Below are 18,881 nucleotides of genomic sequence, written 5' to 3' on the forward strand. Positions count from 1 at the left end.
ATGACCTTCTCCATCGTCGCACGGTGCCGGCGCACCGGCATGTTCGGAGTGGCGGTATCCTCGTCATCTCCGGCGGTGGCGGCCCGCTGCGCCTATGCGCAGGCGGGCGTCGGGGCGGTTGCCAGCCAGAACGTCACGGACCCGACGCTCGGGCCACGAGCGCTGGAGCTGATGGCGCGGGGCGCCTCCGCCACTGAGGCCGTCGCGATCCTGAAGCGTACGGCCGCTTTCAGCGAATACCGGCAGGTTCTGACGGTCGACGCGGCCGGCGGCAGCGCGATCCATTCGGGGCCGAAAGCGCTCGGCATCTGGGCCGAGGCGCGCGGCGAGGACGTCGCCTGCGGCGGCAACCTGCTTGCCAGCGATAAGGTTCCGCAAGCCATGGTGGACGCCTTTCTCGCCTCCGAAGGCGATCTAGGCGACCGGCTGATCGCCACCATGCGGGCCGCGCTCAGGGCCGGCGGCGAGGCGGGATCTGTCCGCTCCGCCGGCATGAAACTGGTGCGCGATGTCTCATGGCCCGTCGCCGACCTGCGTTGCGACTGGAGCGAGGAGTGTCCGATCGAGCAGCTGGCGACGCTGTGGGATATCTACAAGCCCCAGCTTGATGTCTATGTCACGCGCGCCCTCAATCCGTCTGGCGCGCCGAGCTACGGCGTTCCCGGTGACGAGTAGTCCCGACAATCTGGAGCCAGCATGAGCGAACTCAGTCATAAGGATTGGATCGCCAAGGCGTCGGCGATCCGTTTTCGCGACGGGGCTTTCATCGACGGCAAAACGATGCCCGCGCGCTCAGGCCGAACATTCACCAGCATCAATCCGGCTACGGGAGCAACGCTCGCCGAGGTGGCCTCCTGCGGCGAAGAGGACATCGACCTTGCCGTCGCTGCCGCGCGCCGCAGCTTCGAAGCCGGCGTCTGGTCGCGAGCGAGCCCCCAGCATCGCAAGAAGGTGCTGCTGCGGCTGGCGGAATTGCTGCGCGAGAACGTGCAGGAGCTCGCGCTGCTGGAATCACTGGATATGGGCAAGCTTGTCAAGGACGCCGCGACCATCGACGTGCCGGGATCGGCGGCGATCTTCCAGTGGTATGCAGAAGCGATAGACAAGACCTATGACGAGGTGGCGCCGACGGGGTGGGGTGACCTCGCTTTGGCACGGCGGGAGCCGCTTGGGGTCGTGGGTGCCGTCGTGCCATGGAACTTTCCTCTCGACATGGCAACCTGGAAATGCGCGCCCGCGCTGGCCGTGGGCAATTCGGTGGTGCTGAAACCCGCAGAGCAGTCGCCTCTCTCGGCACTCAGGCTGGCCGAACTCGCCATGGAGGCGGGCTTGCCGGCGGGCGTGCTCAATGTGGTGCCCGGCCTCGGCGAGACGGCCGGCCAGGCGCTTGGCCGCCATATGGGTGGATTGCCTTGCCTTCACCGGATCGACCGCTGTCGGCAAGATGTTCCTGCAATATTCCGGCCAGTCGAACATGAAGCAGGTCTGGCTGGAGACCGGTGGCAAGAGCCCCAATCTGGTGTTCGCCGATTGCGGCGATCTGGATGCGGCCGCCGACATGGCCGCCCTCGGCATCTTCTTCAACCAGGGGCAGGTATGCTCGGCCAATTCCCGGCTTCTGGTGGAGCGCGGCATCAAGGATGCGCTGGTCGAGAAACTGGTGCGGCGGGCAGCGGCGACCCAGCCCGGCGATCCGCTCGACCCAGCATCCAGGATGGGTGCGATGGTGGACGCGCGCCACGCCGCGACCGTCATGCGTTTCATCGATGGCGGCAAGAAGTCGGCACGGCTGGTGACCGGTGGCGACCGGGTCGCCGTCGACGGGCGCGGCAGTTTTGTGCAGCCCACGATCTTCGATGAGGTCTCGCCCGACGACCCGCTTGCCCGCGACGAGATATTCGGTCCGGTCCTGTCGGTGATCGCCTTCGACACCGAAGACGAAGCGCTTCGCATCGCCAACGACAGCGTCTACGGCCTGGCCGCATCGCTGTGGACCGACAGCCTGTCGCGGGCGCATCGCCTCGCGGAAAGACTGCGCGTGGGCACGGTTTCCGTGAACACGGTCGATGCGCTGAGCCCGATGACTCCCTTTGGCGGTTTCAAGCAGTCCGGCTTCGGGCGCGACCTGTCGCTGCATGCGCTCGACAAATACACCGCGCTGAAGACCACCTGGATCAAGTATTGAGAATCGGCCGCGACTTGATCGCCGGCTGCAAACCGGCAACATAGCCACCATGCCCCTCCGCTTCACGCTCAGACAACTTGAATATTTCGTCGCCGTTGGCGAAGCGGGTTCGATCGCCAAGGCGGCCGAGCAGGTGAATGTCTCGCCGCCGTCGATCTCGGCGTCGATCGCTCAGCTCGAAGCCGAGTTCGGTGTCCAGCTTTTCGTGCGTAAGCATTCGCATGCGCTGGCGCTGACAGCGGGCGGGCGCCTGTTCCTCAAGGAAGCCGCGCGCCTGCTCAACGACGCGGACGCGCTGCACGACATTGCCGGCGATATCGCCGAAAAGGTGCGCGGACCGCTGGCGATCGGCTGCCTGCTCACTTTCGCGCAGATCGTGCTGCCGGCGCTGCGCAAGAAATTCGAGGATGCCTATCCCGATGTGCGCGTCCGGCAATTCGAGCGCAACCAGGGGCAATTGTTCGAGATGCTGCAGCGTGGCGAAATAGATGCCGCGCTGACCTACGATCTGGAGCTGTCGCAGGACATGACCTTCGAGCCGCTGATGCAGTTGCCGGCCTATGTGATGCTACCGGCCGCGCATCGCCTGGCGGCGAGGGCAGGCATCACGCCCGAGGAGCTGGTCGATGAGCCGATGGTGCTGCTTGATCTGCCCTACAGCAGGGAATATTTCCTGTCGGCTTTCCAGCCCAGGGGCCTGCGGCCCAAGATCGTCGAGCGCACCGGCGACATCGCCGTGATGCGCTCGATGGTCGCCAATGGCTTCGGCTACGGCATCGCCAATATGCGGCCGCTCAACACCATGTCGCCGGACGGCAAATTGCTTGTCTTCGTGCCTCTGCTGGGGGACCTCAGGCCGCTCACAATAGGAATTGCCTTGCCGAACGCAGAGCATCGCACGCTGACGGTGCAGGCGTTCATCGACCACTGTCGTCGCTTCGTCGTCGAGCAGGGCGTCTTCGGCACCGAGCGCATCGTGAAGTGAGGGCTGCCGTGCGGATCACGACGGCCAGCCGTCCGTGAGCCGTCCGAGCAATCTGTCCAGCATCCCGTCGCAACGCCGCAGCTGTTCGACGCTGACAAATTCATCCGGCTTGTGTCCCTGCGCCATCGAGCCAGGTCCGCAGACGACGGCAGGCGTGCCGAGATCGCGGCTGAACAATCCGCCTTCCGTGCCGAACGCGACTTTCATCGTGTCATTGGCGCCGGTCAGCGATTTGACGAAGGCCACCGCCTCCGATGCGGCCGGCGTGTCGAGGCCCGGATAGGTGTTGATGATCTCGATTTCGATTGCGGCCTCGGCCGCGATCGAAACGGCGTCCTCAGCAATGCGTGCCGCGGCGTCGCGCAGCCTGTCCAGAATGCCGGCGGCATCGTCGGCGGCAACGTTGCGGATCTCGAAATCGACCTGGCAGAGGTTGGGCACGATGTTGAGCGCGACGCCGGCATTGATCTTGCCGACATGAACCGTCGTGTAGGAGATGTCGTAGTCGCCGTCGCGGGCGCCGTCGCGGGCCAATAGTTCCTGTTCGTCACGCAAGGCACGCACGAAATCGCAGCCGAGGTGGATGGCATTGAGCGCCAGCGGGGCGAGCGCCGAATGGCCTTCGCGTCCCCTGCAGACGGCGCGAGCGGCAAGCTTGCCCTTGTGCCCGGTCGCCACCTGCATGTTGGTCGGCTCGCCGACGATGCACAGCAGCGGGCGTTGCGGCGCCGCGCTCAGCATTTCGATCAGGTCGCGCACGCCCAGGCAGCCGACCTCCTCGTCATAGGAGAGCGCCAGATGCAACGGCGTCCGAAGCGCCATCGTGGAAGCCCTGATGCAGGCGGCGAGCGCGGAGGCCACAAAACCCTTCATGTCCGCAGCGCCGCGTCCGTAAAGCTTGCCCTCGCGCTCGGTCATTTCGAAAGGCGGCAGCGTCCAGTTCTGGCCGTCGACGGGGACTACATCGGTGTGGCCGGACAGCATGACACCGGGCCTGCCGGCCGGGCCGATGGTGGCAAAGAGGTTGGCCTTGTGCCCGTCCGCGCTGTGGACGATCTGGCAGGCAACGCCGCTCGCCTCGAGCAAGTCGGCCGCATACCCGATCAGATCGAGGTTGGAGTCGCGGCTCACCGTCGGGAAAGCGATCAGCCGTTCGAAGATCCTGATAGTGTCCATTTTCTGTCTCTCGGTAGGGTCCTGGCTATCTAGCATCATGCCGCCGATGCTCTGAAGTCGCATTTAGCTCAGTTCCGGTTCAACAGACTACTCCGCCCCAGCGCCGCGATTAGGCGCGTCCTAATCGGCACAGAAGAAATCCGTAGTTTTCCCGCGCCGGCTCCAATTTATGAGTAGTTTCGGCAGCACCGGGAGTGCCGAGCCGGCTCGGAGGAAGCACCATGCGCGACCCACGCTACGACATCCTGTTCGAGCCGATGAAGATAGGCCCGGTGACGGCCAAGAACCGCTTCTATCAGGTTCCGCATTGCAATGGCGGCGGCTATCGCGATCCGTCCGCTGCGGCAGAGATGCGCCGCGTCAAGTCCGAAGGGGGCTGGGGCGTCATCTTCACCGAGCAGACGGAAATGCACCACACTTCCGAGATCACGCCCTTCATCGAACTGCGGCTATGGGATGACGCCGACATTCCGGCTTTGGCCAAGATGGCCAAGGCCATGCACGAGCACGGCGCGTTGGCTGGCATCCAGCTCGCCTATTCCGGGATCAACGGTCCCAACCTCTACAGCAAGGAGGTGCCGCGCGGGCCGTCGGCCCTGCCGATCCACACCTTCACCAACGATCCGGTTCAGGCGCGCGCCATGGACAAGCAGGATATTCGCGATTTGCGCCGCTGGCACCGCAATGCCTTCAAACGTGCGAAGCAGGCGGGTTTCGACCTGGTATGCCTCTATGGCGCGCACGGCTTCGGCATCATCCAGCATTTCCTGTCGACCGCCACCAACCAGCGCGTCGACGAATATGGGGGCTCGCTGGAAAACCGTTCGCGGCTGATGCGCGAGCTGATCGAAGAAGGGCGCGACGCGATCGGCGACACGTGCGGCCTGACGCTCAGGCTGTCGCTGGACGAGATGATCGGCGAGCTCGGCTTCGCCAATTCGGAAGTCCGCGACATGATCGAGATGCATGCCGAACTGCCTGACCTGTGGGATCTCGCGCACGGCGCCTGGGAGGATTGCTCGGGCCCGTCGCGCTTCAAGGACGAGGCGGCGCAGGAAAGCCTGGTGTCGGGCATCAAGAATCTCACCTCGAAGCCGGTCGTCGGCGTCGGCCGCTTCACTTCACCCGACGTGATGGTCAGGATGATCAGGTCGGGAACGCTCGACTTCATCGGCTGCGCCCGTCCGTCGATCGCCGATCCCTTCCTGCCGAGGAAGGTCGAGGAGGGCCGCATCGAGGACATCCGCGAATGTATCGGCTGCAACATCTGCATCACCGGCGACATGACCATGTCGATCTCTCGCTGCACGCAGAACCCGACCTTCATGGAGGAATGGCGCAAGGGCTGGCATCCGGAGCGCATGCAGGCCAAGGGCGACAGCGACAGCGTGCTGATCGTCGGCGCCGGGCCTGCCGGACTGGAGGCTGCCCGTGCGCTTGGCCTGCGCGGCTATAAAGTGGCCATCGCGGAAGCTGGCACCGAGCTCGGCGGGCGTGTGGCGCGCGAAAGCAAACTTCCAGGCCTGTCGGCCTGGGGCAGGGTGCGCGACTATCGGCAGTATCAGCTCGGCCAGATGCCTGATGTCGACATCTATTTCGAAAGCCGGCTGGCGGCGGATGACATCCTGTCCTTCGGCTTCCAGAACATCGCCATCGCCACCGGATCGACCTGGCGCCGTGATGGCGTCGCGCGTGCCCATGTCGTGCCGATGCCGATCGACGCCGCGATGCCGGTCCTTACGCCCGACGATCTGATGGCCGGCAAGGTTCCAGATGGCAACGTCGTGCTGTTCGATGACGACCACTATTACATGGGCGGCGTTCTCGCGGAGCTGATGGCGCGTCAGGGAACGAAGGTGATCTTGGTGACGCCATCGGCCTATGTCTCGGACTGGACCCGCAACACGCTGGAGCAAGGTGCCATTCACCGCCGCTTGGCTGAACTCGGGGTCGATATCGTGCTCAACAGGACCGTCACGAGTATCGCTTCGGGCGGTGTCGTGACGGCTTGCGTCTACACCGGCGCGAAACAGGATCTGGCGGCCGATGCCGTCGTACTGGTCACGTCGCGCAATCAGGACGACGCCGTTTGGCGCAATCTCAAGGCCCGGGAAAGCGAGTGGGCCGACGCCGGCATCCGTTCAGTCAAGGTCATCGGCGATGCCGAAGCACCGGGACCCATCGCCTGGGCAACCTATGCCGGCCATCGCTTCGCCCGCGAACTGGACGAACCCGACATCGGCGACGCCTTGCCGTTTCGGCGGGAAGTCGCCGCACTGGCGGCGGAATAATGCATGTTGCCCGGAAGTGTTCTCGGTTCCGGGACAACGACATGCATAAAATCAGAAGCCTACAGCAGGTCGGGCGAATCCTATTCGCCGCGACATGCTGTAGAACCGCCGGGACGCGGCAGATCAGACCGCCCGCCCTTCCTGATCGAAGAAATGCAGATGCCCGGGTTCGGCCCGCAGGTCGACCTCGGCGCCGGTCTCCGGCGCCGGTCCTTGACTGTGGATGACGAGGCAGGTCTGGCCCCGTCCAGCTCGACATGGAGGAGCGTGACGGCGCCCTTCCCGCCATTTAGTGTTCAGTCTACCGCACGGTCCGCGGCCGAACGCCGTCTATCAATCCACAAGGCAAGCAAGGTGCAGGCCGCGCCCGAGAGCAGGTAGGCGCCCGCCGCGATGAGGCCGAAATTGCCGGCCAGCAGCAGAGCTGCGAGCGGAGCGAAGCCGGCGCCGAACATCCACGCGAGATCCGAGGTTATCGCCGAGCCGGTATAGCGATGGTGTCGCGAAAAGCTCGATGCGACGACGCCTGACGACTGCCCGAAGCTCAACCCCAGCAGGATGAAGCCCAGCACCATGAACAGGATCTCGCCAACGGTACCGCCATCCAGAAGCTGTGGGGCAAAGCCGCTGAACGTCGCGATGGCGATCGCCGAACCGCCGAGCAGCGCTCGGCGTCCGACACGATCTGCAAGTGGGCCCGACGCGACGATGGCGGCGATGCCGAACAGCGCGCTCACCGCCTCGATCGCCAGGAAGCGTGCCGGTCCCTCATTGGTGAACAGGAATACCCAGGAGAGCGGAAACACCGTCACCATGTGGAAAAGGGCGAAGCTCGCCAGCGGCGCGAACGCGCCGACGATGACGTTGCGGCCTTCGGCCCTGATCGTGTCCCTTATGCGCGTCGGCTGCAGGTCGCCGCTCTCGTATAGTTTCGAGAATTCGGGCGTCACCACAATGCGCAGCCTGGCGAACAGGGCCACGACATTGATGGCGAAGGCGACGAAGAAGGGATAGCGCCAGCCCCAGGCAAGGAAGTCGTCGGCCGACAGATTGGCGACGAAGAAGGCGAAGAGGGCGCTGGCCACGATGAGGCCGATCGGCGCGCCCAGTTGCGGGATCATTGCGTAGAAGCCGCGCCGGTTTCGCGGCGCGTTCAGCGCCAGCAGCGAGGGTAGGCCGTCCCAGGTCCCGCCAAGCGCCACGCCCTGCCCGATACGGGCCAGCGCCAGAAGCCAGATCGCAAGCACGCCGATATCGCCATAGGCGGGAAGGAACGCGATGGCGACGGTCGAGGTGCCGAGCAGGAACAGCGCGATAGTCAGTTTCGCACCGCGACCGTAGGCACGGTCGACGGCCATGAACAGAACGGAACCGAACGGACGGGCGATGAAGGCCAGCGCGAAGATGGCGAAGGAGTACAGCGTTCCGACGAGCGGATCGTGCGTCGGAAACACCAGCTTGGGGAACACGATGACGGACGCGATCGCATAGACGAAAAAGTCGAAGAATTCCGACGTCCTGCCGACGATCACGCCGACCGCGATATCGCCCGCGCTGACCTGGCCGTGGTCCGAGCCGATCAGCCCGCTGTCTGTTTCGCCAGTCGAAGTATGAGCCATCTTGTCCGTCGTCACCGCGTGGAATGAAATATTTGGGACCCAACTGCGGCAATCCCATTGTGCGCTGCACACTGTGCCAGACCCACCCNGGCTGGGCATTGGACAAATTGTCCAATGTCACCACGCCGCCGCCGGCAGTAGCCCTTGATCGATACCGCACTGCAACATCCCAACGCGTTGCGGCGGTCCATCGAGGGCAGCGTCTGATGAAACGATTTGGAGCCTTGCTTCTGCTTCCCCTGGCCGGGCTGTTGAGCGGCTGCGATATGGTCGTGCTCGCGCCGGCGGGCGATGTCGCGGCCCAGCAGCGCGACCTGCTGGTGGTCTCGACTCTGCTGATGCTGATCATCATCGTGCCGGTCATGGCGCTGACTGTCTTTTTCGCCTGGCGCTACCGGCAATCCAACACCTCGGCGACTTATGCGCCCGACTGGGATCATTCAACGAAACTGGAACTGGTGATCTGGGCAGCCCCTCTGCTGATCATCATATGCCTTGGCGCGCTGACCTGGCTCGGCGCCCACCTGCTCGACCCATACCGCCGGATCGACCGGATCGAAGCCGGCCAGCCCGTTACCCAGCTTCACAAGCCGCTCAGGGTCGAGGTCGTGGCGCTCGACTGGAAATGGCTGTTCATCTATCCGGATTACGGCATCGCCGCCGTCAACGAGCTGGCGGCGCCGGTCAACCAGCCGATCGATTTCCGCATCACCTCGTCGGCGGTGATGAATTCCTTCTACATTCCAGCCCTTGCCGGCCAGATCTATGCCATGCCGGGCATGGAGACGAAGCTGCACGCCGTCATCAATCGACAGGGTACTTATAGCGGTTTCTCCGCCAACTACAGCGGCGCCGGCTTTTCGGGCATGCGCTTCGCCTTCCACGGCCTGTCCGACCAGGCCTTCGACCAGTGGGTGGCACAGACCAGGACCGCGTCGGCGGCGCTCAACCGCGACAGTTACCTCGAGCTCGAAAAGCCGAGCGAGAACGAACCGGTCCGCCACTACGCCTCCGTCGATCCCGCCCTTTATGGCGCCATCCTCAATCTGTGCGTCGAGCGCGGCAAGATGTGCATGAACGAGATGATGTCGATCGACGCCAAGGGTGGTCTCGGTCTTGCGGGTGTGCGCAACACCTTGCCGCTGCAATATGACAAGCTCGCCCGGCGCGGCGCGGTGTTCGGAAACGATCCCTCCTATGTCGCCAGCATCTGCACCGCGGAAGAGGCCGCTGCCGTCTCGCGCGCCTCCCGCGATGCCTGGCCGACCTATTGGCCGGCGAAGAACCTGTCCCCGCTTCGCGGGGCGGGACTGCTCCGGCCAGGGACAGACAGCCGTAGCGCCGAGGCGGATACGCCGACCGTCGGCCTGCTGCGGCGTGAATTGTGAGAGACCGCCGATGCCCGATACGCTGACCAAATTCATCTTCGGCCGCCTCACCTGGGACTCGTTGCCGCTGCACGAACCCATCGTCGTCGCCACCTTCGTCGCGGTGGCGCTCGGCGGCATCGCGCTTCTCGGCGTGATCACCTATTTCAAGCTGTGGGGCTACCTCTGGCGCGAATGGTTCACCAGCGTCGACCACAAGAAGATCGGCATCATGTACATGGTGCTGGGCCTGATCATGCTGCTGCGCGGCTTCTCGGACGCAATCATGATGCGCCTCCAGCAGGCCATCGCCTTCAATGGCTCCGAGGGCTACCTGAACTCACATCACTACGACCAGATATTCACCGCCCACGGCGTCATCATGATCTTCTTCGTGGCGATGCCCTTCGTCACCGGACTGATGAACTTCGTCGTGCCGCTGCAGATCGGCGCGCGCGACGTCTCCTTTCCGTTCCTCAACAATTTCTCGTTCTGGATGACGGTCGGCGGCGCCATTCTGGTCATGGCCTCGCTGTTCGTAGGCGAATTCGCCCGCACCGGCTGGCTTGCCTATCCGCCGCTCTCCGGCATCGGCTACAGTCCCGACGTCGGCGTAGATTACTATATCTGGGCGCTGCAGGTGGCCGGCGTCGGCACGACGCTGTCGGGCATCAACCTGATCTGCACGATCATCAAGATGCGCGCGCCCGGCATGACGATGATGCGCATGCCGATCTTCACCTGGACGTCGCTCTGCACCAACGTGCTGATCGTCGCCTCCTTCCCGGTACTGACGGCGGTGCTCTCGCTGCTGGCGCTCGACCGCTATGTCGGCACCAACTTCTTCACCAATGACTTCGGCGGCAACCCGATGATGTATGTGAACCTCATCTGGATATGGGGTCATCCGGAAGTCTACATCCTTATCCTGCCGCTGTTCGGCGTCTTTTCCGAGGTCACCTCGACCTTCTCCGGCAAGCGCCTGTTCGGCTACACCTCGATGGTCTACGCCACGGTGGTCATCACCATCCTGTCGTACCTCGTCTGGCTACACCACTTCTTCACGATGGGCTCCGGCGCCAGCGTCAATTCCTTCTTCGGCATCACGACGATGATCATCTCGATCCCGACCGGCGCGAAGATCTTCAACTGGCTGTTCACAATGTACCGGGGCCGCATCCGCTTCGAACTGCCGATGATGTGGACGGTGGCCTTCATGCTCACCTTCACCGTCGGCGGCATGACCGGCGTGCTGCTTGCCGTGCCGCCGGCGGATTTCGTGCTGCACAACAGCCTGTTCCTGATCGCCCACTTCCACAATGTCATCATCGGCGGCGTGCTGTTCGGCCTGTTCGCCGGCATTGCCTACTGGTGGCCCAAGGCCTTCGGGTTCAAGCTCGATCCGTTCTGGGGCAAGGTCTCGTTCTGGTGCTGGGTGGTCGGCTTCTGGTTCGCCTTCATGCCGCTCTACATCCTCGGCCTGATGGGCGTGACGCGCCGTATGCGCGTGTTCGACGATCCCTCGCTGCAGATATGGTTCGTCATCGCCGCGTTCGGCGCGGTGCTGATCGCCTGCGGCATCGCCGCCTTCCTGATCCAGATCTTCGTCTCCATCCGCAGGCGCGAGGCGCTTGCCGATACGACCGGCGATCCCTGGGACGGCCGCACGCTCGAATGGTCGACCTCCTCGCCGCCGCCTGCCTACAATTTCGCCTTCACGCCGGTCATTCGCGACAACGATGCCTGGTATGACATGAAGCAGGCCGGCTACATCAGGCCGCTCGCCGGCTTCAAGCCGATCCATATGCCCAGCAACACCGGCACCGGCATCATCCTGGCCGCCTTCAGCGTCGCGCTCGGCTTCGGCCTGATCTGGTACATCTGGTGGCTGGCGGCGCTGAGCTTCGTCTGCCTCATCGCCACCGCGATCGGCCACACCTTCAACTATCACCGCGACTTCCACATTCCGGCGTCCGAAGTCACGCAGACGGAGGAGGCGAGGACGACACTCCTCGCCGCTCAAGGCTAAGGGTTTGAGCATGACATCGACGGCAATCACGGCCGGCACCGAACCGGTCTTCCACCTGGAAGAAGAGCATGCGCACGCCGAAGGCGGCTCCACCATGCTCGGCTTCTGGCTCTATCTGATGAGCGACTGCCTGATCTTCGCGATGCTGTTCGCCGCCTATGGCGTGCTTGGCGGCAATTACGCGGCCGGGCCGGCGCCCAAGGACCTGTTCGACCTCGATCTGGTGGCGGTCAACACCGCCATGCTGCTCTTCTCCTCGATCACCTATGGCTTCGCCATGCTGACCATGGACAAGGGCCGTGTCGCGGCGACGCAAGCCTGGCTTGCGGTGACCGGCCTGTTCGGCCTGGCGTTCCTGTCGATCGAGCTCTACGAATTCGCGCATATGATCCATGAAGGCGCCACGCCGCAGCGCAGCGCCTTCCTGTCGTCCTTCTTCACGCTGGTCGGCACGCACGGCCTGCACGTCACCTTCGGAACCATCTGGCTGGTGACGCTGATGGTACAGGTCGCGAGATTTGGCCTCATCGAGGCGAACCGCCGCCGGCTGATGTGCCTCAGCATGTTCTGGCACTTCCTCGACGTCGTCTGGATCGGCGTCTTCACCTTCGTGTACCTGATGGGGATGTTGCGATGAGCGCTCATAATCATGCCGAGGGCCACGGCCACGCCCATGGTGGAGCAGCACACGGATCGTTCCGGGGCTATCTGACCGGCTTCGTCCTGTCGGCGATCCTGACCGCCATTCCATTCTGGCTGGTCATGACCGGCGCCATCGACAACAAGCAGGCCACGGCCATCGTCATCATGGCCTTCGCGGTCGTGCAGATCGTGGTCCATATGATCTTCTTCCTGCATATGAACACCGGCTCGGAAGGCGGATGGTCGATGCTGGCGCTGATCTTCACACTGATCCTGGTCGTCATCGTGCTGACCGGCTCGCTCTGGGTGATGTACCATCTCAACGCCAACATGATGCCGGGGCTACACGACATGCGTGAGATGCCATGAGCCTGGCGGCGGGCCCTGGGAGGACAACTATCGAGGCGATCGGACGTCCCGTCCCGCTAGAGGACGCCGGCGGATCGTCCGCGTCGCGCCTTGTCCTTGTGCTGCTCGGACTTCTCGGCGTGCTGGTGTTTGTCGGGCTCGGCATATGGCAGCTGGAAAGGCGGATCTGGAAGCTCGACTTGATTGCCCGTGTCGACCAACGCATTCATGCCCCGATTGTCGATGCGCCTGGCCCGGAGAACTGGAACGGCATCACCGCTGCCGGTTTCGAGTATGGTCATGTGCGATTGGCGGGACGTTATCTGGGCGACGCCAACACGCTGGTGCAGGCGGTGACGGAGCTTGGCGGCGGTTATTGGGTCCTGACGCCGATGCGAACCGACCGTGGCTTCGTGGTGCTGGTCAACCGCGGCTTCATTCCCCAGGAGCGCAAGGCTCAGTTCGAGCGGGAGAGGGGCCGCCTAACCGCGCCGGTCGTCATTGACGGGCTGTTGCGCATGAGCGAACCCGGCGGCGGCTTTCTGCGCAAGAACGACGCCACAGGCAATCGCTGGTATTCGCGAGACGTCGCAGCCATCGCAACCGCGCGCAGCCTGACGACCAATGTCGCTCCCTATTTCGTCGATGCGGAAGCATCCGGCATAGAGGGCTGGCCGCGCGGCGGGCTCACCGTCGTGACTTTCCGCAACAGCCACCTGGTCTATGCTTTGACCTGGTTCACGCTCGCTGCGATGCTCGCCATTGCCCTGGCCAGGCCGATGATCGGCCGCCGCCGGCGGCAAGGACCCGCGAGATGAGCGTTCCCACGCAAGCGCATCGCCATGACAAATCCCTGGTGGCGGCATCCCTTGCCGGCAAGAAGGGGGCAGTATCGCATACCGATGCGACAAACAGGAAGAACCTGTTCCTGCTTATCCAGCTGCGTTGGCTGGCGGTGGCGGGTCAGGTGCTCACCATTCTGGCGACTGAATACTGGTTCGATATCCCACTGCCGCTGGCGGAGATGGCCGGCGTGGTGCTTTTCCTGGTGGGCCTCAACATCTTCAGCCTGCTGGTCCTGCGCGGTATCAGGCCTATCAGCAACACCCAACTCTTCGTCGCGCTTATCTTCGACATGGCGGCACTGACGACGCAGCTTTACCTGAGCGGCGGCGCGTCCAATCCGTTCGTATCGCTCTATCTCTTGCAGATCACGCTCGGCGCGGTATTGCTGACGCCAAGGTTTACCTGGATCCTCGTGGCGGCTGCCTCGGCCTGCTTCGTCTTCCTCATCTTCCTCTTCCAGCCGATCGCGATCCCGCATCATGGCGGCAGCGATCTCCTGTCTCTGCATATCAGGGGCATGTTCATCTGCTTCGTGCTGGCGGCCGGACTGATCGTGATCTTCATGACGCGCATCGACCGCAATCTGCGCGAGCGCGACGCCTATCTCGCCGATCTGCGCCAGCGCTCGGCCGAGGAGGACCACATCGTGCGCATGGGCCTGCTGGCCTCGGGCGCCGCGCACGAACTCGGCACGCCGCTTGCCACGATATCCGTCATCCTGTCCGACTGGCGCCAGATGCGCACCCTTGCGCGCAACCGCGAACTGGCGGCCGACGTGGCCGAAATGCAGGCGCAGATCGAGCGCTGCAAGCGCATCGTGTCCGGGATCCTGATGTCTTCCGGCCAGGCGAGGGGCGAGGGAACGATACGCACGACGATTCGCGGTTTCCTCGACGATCTGGTCGAGGAATGGCGCACCAGTCGCCAGCCATCCAAGCTGGAATACAAGAACGATTTCGACCCGGACGAGCAGATCGTGTCCGACACGGCGCTGAAGCAGGTCATCTTCAACCTGTTCGACAATGCTCAGGAAGCATCGCAGGATTGGGTTGGCGTCACTGCCGAGCGGCAGGGCGACAAGCTGGTGATCTCCGTGCGCGATCGCGGGCTGGGCTTCGACGAGGGTATTCTGGCAGCACTTGGTCAACCCTATATGTCGAGCAAGGGACGGCCAGGCGGCGGTCTTGGTCTTTTCCTCGTCATGAACGTGGTCCGGAACCTGGGTGGCGATTTTTCGGCGCGCAACATGGAGCAGGGCGCCTGTGTTACCCTTTCGCTGCCGCTGGCGGCGCTGACCGATGGAGATGATCGTGAGGCCTGATCGATCGCTGTTTATCGTCGAGGACGACGCGACCTTCGCGAAAACGCTGAAGCGCTCCTTCGAAAAGCGCGACTACGACGTGGTCGTCTGCCACGACCGGGATGCATTGCTCAGCGCCCTCGAAACAGCTGTTCCGGCCTGCGCCGTCGTCGATCTCAAGCTTGGGGCTGGCGGCTCCGGGCTGGAGTGCGTCAAGCTGCTCAGCGCCCGCGATGCTTCGACCAGGATCGTCGTGCTGACGGGCTTTGCCAGCATCGCCACCGCTGTCGAGGCAATCAAGCTCGGCGCGAGCCATTACCTGGCGAAACCCGCCAACACCGATGACATCGAAGCCGCCTTCGGCCGTGCCGAGGGCGATGTTTCCGTACCGCTTTCCAGCCGACCCACCTCGATCAAGAACCTGGAATGGGAGCGCATCCACGAAACGCTGGTCGAAACCGGCTTCAACATCTCCGAAACGGCTCGCCGGCTTGGCCTGCACCGGCGCACTCTTGCCCGCAAGCTCGAGAAGCGCGTGGTGAGATAGCAGAGCGCCTTTGCTCTCGTGACCGGACCGAGCCCGGTCTGGCTCATCGACCACCCGGGTGCGAGCATTCAGTGCTTCCTTGCCCGGTCCAGGATACCTATTTCTCTGAGATTCGCGGACATAGGAGCAGGCAAACGTGGCGCAACGATCGGGCAGTGCTGATCTTCCCCTTCACGGCGGGCGTGTGCCGAAATGGCTGGGCGATCGCATGACGCGTCTCGGCGCCGTCATGTGCGAGGCGATCATCCATCATTATGGCCGCAATGAATTGCTGCGACGCCTTGCGCATCCGTTCTGGTTCCAGTCCTTCGGCGCCGTCATGGGCATGGACTGGCATTCTTCCGGCATCACGACCAGCGTCGTCGGCGCCTTGAAACGCGGTCTCACGCCGCTGTCGGGCGAACTCGGCATTCACGTCTGCGGCGGCCGTGGCGCGCATTCGCGCAAAACCCCGCATGAGCTTGCCGCCATCGGCGAGCGTATCGGCTTCGACGGTGCGCGCCTGGCAACGGCCAGCCGGCTTGTCGCCAAGGTGGACAGCGCCGCCGTTCAGGATGGTTTCGACCTCTATTTGCACGGCTTCATCGTCACCGACGATGGCGACTGGGTGGTGGTGCAGCAAGGCATGAACGGCGACAGCAAGGTGGCGCGCCGCTATCATTGGCTGTCCGAAGGTTTGAAGAGTTTCGTAGACCAGCCGCATGCCGCCATCGAAGGCGCCAACCAGGGCGAGATCGTCAATTTGACCGACCGGCGCGCCGAGGCCTCGCGCCAGGGACAGCTTGACCTGCTCCAGGATCTTGGGCCGGACCGCATCCTTCGAGAACTCGCCGCCCTGGAGCCCGGCACCGCACCGGCTCCGGCGCAGCCATTGTTGCCGCATCTGGTCATGCCGGCTCACCATGATGTCCGCGAAAGCGATGTCGTGATGCATCGCCTTCACGGCAACATGGCCGCGGCCGCCGAGCGAGGTGCCGCCGATTTCGCCGAGCTTCTCCTTGTTCCTGGTGTGGGCGCCCGCACGGTGCGGGCGCTGGCCCTCGTTGCCGAAGTGGTGCATGGCGCGCCTTGCCGGTTTTCGGACCCGGGCCGTTTTTCGCTGGCGCATGGCGGCAAGGACAGGCATCCCTTCCCTGTTCCGCTCAAGGTCTACGACGAGACGATCGGCGTGCTGAAGTCCGCTGTGCAAAAGGCCAGGCTTGGTCGCGAAGAGGAAATCGGTGCATTGAGGCGGCTCGACGATCAGTCGCGGCAGGTCGAGCGATACGTCACCGGTCCCAGCCTCAAGGAAATTGTCGCCGGCGAATTCGACCAGTCGCATCTGCTTGGCGGCCGCAGTGTCTTTGGTTGGGAGCCGGCGCCGGATCAGATGCCCGCCGAGCAGAACAAGAAGGCATGATGGGCCGCTGGCGCCGCATCACGCCACGCGACGGTATCTGTAACGGTCCCGAATGAATTCATTGAAGAAGCGCCCCTTCGAGGAAGCCTTCATGAACGCGGCGTAGGTTGCCGGTGCGACGTCCTCATAGTCATAGCGGTTGCCGCTCGGCACGAACCAGACGGAGAGCGTCCTGGTCGCGGGATCGTATTGCGTGTTTCGGATCGCGGTCGACGGCATGCTGGCACCTGACGGCTCAGCCACATAAACCCGCCAGGCATGGTGCGGTTCCGTTCCGCCACCCGACCTCGCTACCTGTCGCGGGGATTGCCGAACTTCCTGTCGCGCTTCCTCGAATATCGATCGATACGCGGCAGCTTGTCGGCAAAGTCGACCCACGGCAGTCTGAGGTTCCAATAGGCATGGGCCTGTGGCCGCAGCCCTTCGGGTCTGTCGAAGAACCCGATTGTCAGGTAGAGCTCGTCCGGCAGGCCTTCGTCGCTATAGCCTATCGAGCTCCCGCATTCGGGACAGAAAGTGCGGACAACGCCCGGCGTCCTGGAGAAAGCCTTTGGCGTTCCCTTCAAAAGGCGGAACTGGCTCGGCCGATATCCGACCCAGATGGTGAGCGGACTGCCGATCGCCCGTCGGCAATCGTCATCGTGATCGTAGCATATCCAGAAGGGCTCACCGTCCATGGCGGCGGCAATCGCCCCGCAAAAGCAGGCCCCGGTTTCAACGCGCGGCATCCGGCACTCCAAGGCTGGAACATGTCCGGCGGCCCCCGACGGAACCGCCGTTGCCTAAACTTTCACGCCGTCCCAGCGTTCCATTGCGCCGGTGTTGAGATGTGTCCGAGGCAAGCAAGCGCGGTTCCCCTGTATTGCCTTGCGGTCTGGCCTTCACCATCTAGGCACAATGTCGCCGCTCAAACCGAAAACAGCCGGCCGTGTGGCCCAGTATGATCTCTTCGGTGCCGTTCAGGATGATCTACCGGAGGGTTTCGCCTACCAGCCCGGACTGATCACACCGCAAGAGGAAATCGACCTCGTCCGGCATCTTGAAGGACTGCCCTTCAGACCCTTCGACTTCCACGGCTATCTGGCAAACCGGCGTGTCGTCGGTTTTGGCCTTCGCTACGATTATGACCGGCGCGAGGTCGTCGACGCACCGCCTATACCTGATTTTCTGTTGCCCTTGCGCGAGCAGGTCGCGGCCTTTGCGCGCCGGCCCACCGAAGCCTTCGCGCAGGTCTTGATCAATGAATACCGGCCCGGCGCCGGCATCGGCTGGCACCGCGACAAGCCTCATTTCGAAGACGTCGCGGGCGTTTCGCTGCTGGCGCCCTGCGATTTTCGCCTTCGACGCAAGAATGGGTCTGGATGGGACCGCCGGACCATCACGGTCGAGCCGAGATCGGCCTATCTCATGACGGGCCCTTCGCGGTCGCAATGGGAGCACAGCATCCCGTCGCTTGCCGAGCATCGCTACTCGATTACCTTGCGGACATTGCGGCCTCGGAATCCCTGAGCATGCGCTGAGGCCTGGAAGCTTTCCGCATCATCTCGCCCATAGCGCTCAACCCGACCCGCGTACGGCGGGGCGGGTTGAATGATCTCGTACTCTACCTCTTTGTTTTTACGCAATTCCCTAGGGAAAGCGCTACGTGCTTTTCCCGGGAAACCGCTACGCACTTTCCGGGAATTGCTCTAGGTCAGTATCAGCACGATCTTGTACGTATCCGGATCGACGATGACGATCCGGCCGTCGGCGAGGACGAAATACTCGTAGCTCTCGTACGCCGGGACGAGCTTGACGATGCGGGCCGGCAAACGATGCAGCCTGATCTTGTGCCGCGGAACTTCGATGCCGACCGAGACGTCGAAGTCGACGCTGGCTACCGGCTCGACCTTGGTTTCCCGGATTACCTGAGTGATCTGGGTCTTCTGTTCAACCGTCACATTGTTAATGGAAGCGGTCGAAGTCTTGTCCTGCGTGGACGCTTTGCCCTGGGCCTGCTGGTCCGTCGTAGTGCCGGCCTTACCCTGGGCTTGCTGATCGGTCTGGACCTTGGTCTTGTCCTGGGCCTGCTGGTCGGTCGTGGTGCCGGCCTTGCCCTGGGCCTGCTGATTGGTCTGGACCTTGGTCTTGTCCTGGGCCTGCTGGTC

At 63.5% G+C, this 18,881-nt stretch carries 17 protein-coding genes and 1 pseudogene; 13 read left to right on the forward strand and 5 right to left on the reverse strand.

Going from position 1 to position 18,881, the window contains the following annotated elements; all coding sequences use genetic code 11:
• The 3 genes and pseudogenes from M653_RS0119430 (at position 1) to M653_RS0119440 (ending at position 3,170) form a co-directional block, all read left to right on the forward strand.
• Positions 1 to 675 carry a DUF1028 domain-containing protein gene (locus M653_RS0119430; protein ID WP_027144829.1) on the forward strand — a complete coding sequence of 225 codons (675 nt, stop codon included), beginning with the start codon at positions 1 to 3 and terminating at the stop codon, positions 673 to 675.
• Between the two features lie 21 nt (positions 676 to 696).
• Positions 697 to 2,185, forward strand: a pseudogene (locus M653_RS1000000134565) (aldehyde dehydrogenase).
• A gap of 49 nt (positions 2,186 to 2,234) precedes the next feature.
• Positions 2,235 to 3,170 (forward strand): LysR family transcriptional regulator, encoded by a 936-nt coding sequence (locus tag M653_RS0119440; RefSeq protein WP_027144830.1) that lies wholly within the window; start codon positions 2,235 to 2,237, stop codon positions 3,168 to 3,170.
• Positions 3,171 to 3,185: 15 nt separating this feature from the next.
• Here M653_RS0119440 and argE read toward each other — a convergent pair whose 3' ends face one another.
• Positions 3,186 to 4,346 (reverse strand): acetylornithine deacetylase, encoded by a 1,161-nt coding sequence (gene argE / locus M653_RS0119445; RefSeq protein ID WP_027144831.1) that lies wholly within the window; start codon positions 4,344 to 4,346, stop codon positions 3,186 to 3,188.
• 221 nt (positions 4,347 to 4,567) lie between these two features.
• Between argE and M653_RS0119450 the strand changes: the two genes are divergently transcribed.
• On the forward strand, positions 4,568 to 6,637 hold the full coding sequence (locus M653_RS0119450; RefSeq protein WP_027144832.1) for an NAD(P)-binding protein: 2,070 nt from the start codon (positions 4,568 to 4,570) through the stop codon (positions 6,635 to 6,637).
• A 296-nt stretch (positions 6,638 to 6,933) separates the two neighbouring features.
• Here the strand turns inward: M653_RS0119450 and M653_RS0119455 are convergent, their stop codons facing one another.
• Positions 6,934 to 8,256 (reverse strand): MFS transporter, encoded by a 1,323-nt coding sequence (locus tag M653_RS0119455; protein WP_032935629.1) that lies wholly within the window; start codon positions 8,254 to 8,256, stop codon positions 6,934 to 6,936.
• A gap of 206 nt (positions 8,257 to 8,462) precedes the next feature.
• Between M653_RS0119455 and cyoA the strand changes: the two genes are divergently transcribed.
• The 8 genes from cyoA to M653_RS0119495 all read left to right on the forward strand — a co-directional run bounded on the left by cyoA (position 8,463) and on the right by M653_RS0119495 (position 16,734).
• The gene (gene cyoA, locus M653_RS0119460; RefSeq protein ID WP_027144834.1) at positions 8,463 to 9,644 is read left to right on the forward strand and encodes a ubiquinol oxidase subunit II; all 1,182 of its coding nucleotides are present in this window, start codon (positions 8,463 to 8,465) and stop codon (positions 9,642 to 9,644) included.
• 10 nt (positions 9,645 to 9,654) lie between these two features.
• Entirely contained in the window at positions 9,655 to 11,652 is a 1,998-nt protein-coding gene (gene cyoB, locus M653_RS0119465) for a cytochrome o ubiquinol oxidase subunit I (protein WP_027144835.1), read from the forward strand.
• Between the two features lie 10 nt (positions 11,653 to 11,662).
• Positions 11,663 to 12,289 (forward strand): cytochrome o ubiquinol oxidase subunit III, encoded by a 627-nt coding sequence (cyoC, locus tag M653_RS0119470; RefSeq protein ID WP_027144836.1) that lies wholly within the window; start codon positions 11,663 to 11,665, stop codon positions 12,287 to 12,289.
• Complete coding sequence (cyoD, locus tag M653_RS0119475; protein WP_027144837.1) at positions 12,286 to 12,663, forward strand: cytochrome o ubiquinol oxidase subunit IV; 378 nt, start codon at positions 12,286 to 12,288, stop codon at positions 12,661 to 12,663. The genes cyoC and cyoD overlap by 4 nt, the downstream gene beginning before the upstream one ends.
• Positions 12,660 to 13,460: an SURF1 family protein gene (locus M653_RS0119480; RefSeq protein ID WP_084636768.1), complete on the forward strand. Its 801-nt coding sequence runs from the start codon at positions 12,660 to 12,662 to the stop codon at positions 13,458 to 13,460. Before cyoD ends, M653_RS0119480 begins: the two co-directional genes overlap by 4 nt.
• Positions 13,457 to 14,809 (forward strand): ATP-binding protein, encoded by a 1,353-nt coding sequence (locus M653_RS0119485; RefSeq protein WP_027144839.1) that lies wholly within the window; start codon positions 13,457 to 13,459, stop codon positions 14,807 to 14,809. The genes M653_RS0119480 and M653_RS0119485 overlap by 4 nt, the downstream gene beginning before the upstream one ends.
• Positions 14,799 to 15,335: a response regulator transcription factor gene (locus M653_RS0119490; protein WP_198028811.1), complete on the forward strand. Its 537-nt coding sequence runs from the start codon at positions 14,799 to 14,801 to the stop codon at positions 15,333 to 15,335. The genes M653_RS0119485 and M653_RS0119490 overlap by 11 nt, the downstream gene beginning before the upstream one ends.
• Positions 15,336 to 15,471: 136 nt before the next feature.
• The gene (locus M653_RS0119495) at positions 15,472 to 16,734 is read left to right on the forward strand and encodes a DUF763 domain-containing protein (RefSeq protein ID WP_027144840.1); all 1,263 of its coding nucleotides are present in this window, start codon (positions 15,472 to 15,474) and stop codon (positions 16,732 to 16,734) included.
• 18 nt (positions 16,735 to 16,752) lie between these two features.
• On the opposite strand, the gene M653_RS0119500 is transcribed toward M653_RS0119495, so the two are convergent.
• A complete protein-coding gene (locus M653_RS0119500) occupies positions 16,753 to 16,953 on the reverse strand; it encodes a KTSC domain-containing protein (protein ID WP_027144841.1) in 201 nt (66 codons plus the stop codon).
• A gap of 71 nt (positions 16,954 to 17,024) precedes the next feature.
• Positions 17,025 to 17,462, reverse strand: a complete 438-nt coding sequence (locus tag M653_RS0119505) for a GFA family protein (RefSeq protein ID WP_027144842.1) — start codon at positions 17,460 to 17,462, stop codon at positions 17,025 to 17,027.
• Positions 17,463 to 17,631: 169 nt separating this feature from the next.
• On the opposite strand from M653_RS0119505, the gene M653_RS0119510 reads away from it, so the two are divergent.
• Positions 17,632 to 18,243 carry an alpha-ketoglutarate-dependent dioxygenase AlkB gene (locus M653_RS0119510; RefSeq protein ID WP_027144843.1) on the forward strand — a complete coding sequence of 204 codons (612 nt, stop codon included), beginning with the start codon at positions 17,632 to 17,634 and terminating at the stop codon, positions 18,241 to 18,243.
• Between the two features lie 179 nt (positions 18,244 to 18,422).
• Here M653_RS0119510 and M653_RS0119515 read toward each other — a convergent pair.
• Positions 18,423 to 18,881: DUF1236 domain-containing protein (locus M653_RS0119515; protein ID WP_027144844.1), on the reverse strand; the 459-nt coding region annotated here is incomplete at its 5' end.

The organism is Mesorhizobium sp. WSM3626 (assembly GCF_000513935.1).
GTDB lineage: Bacteria > Pseudomonadota > Alphaproteobacteria > Rhizobiales > Rhizobiaceae > Mesorhizobium > Mesorhizobium salmacidum.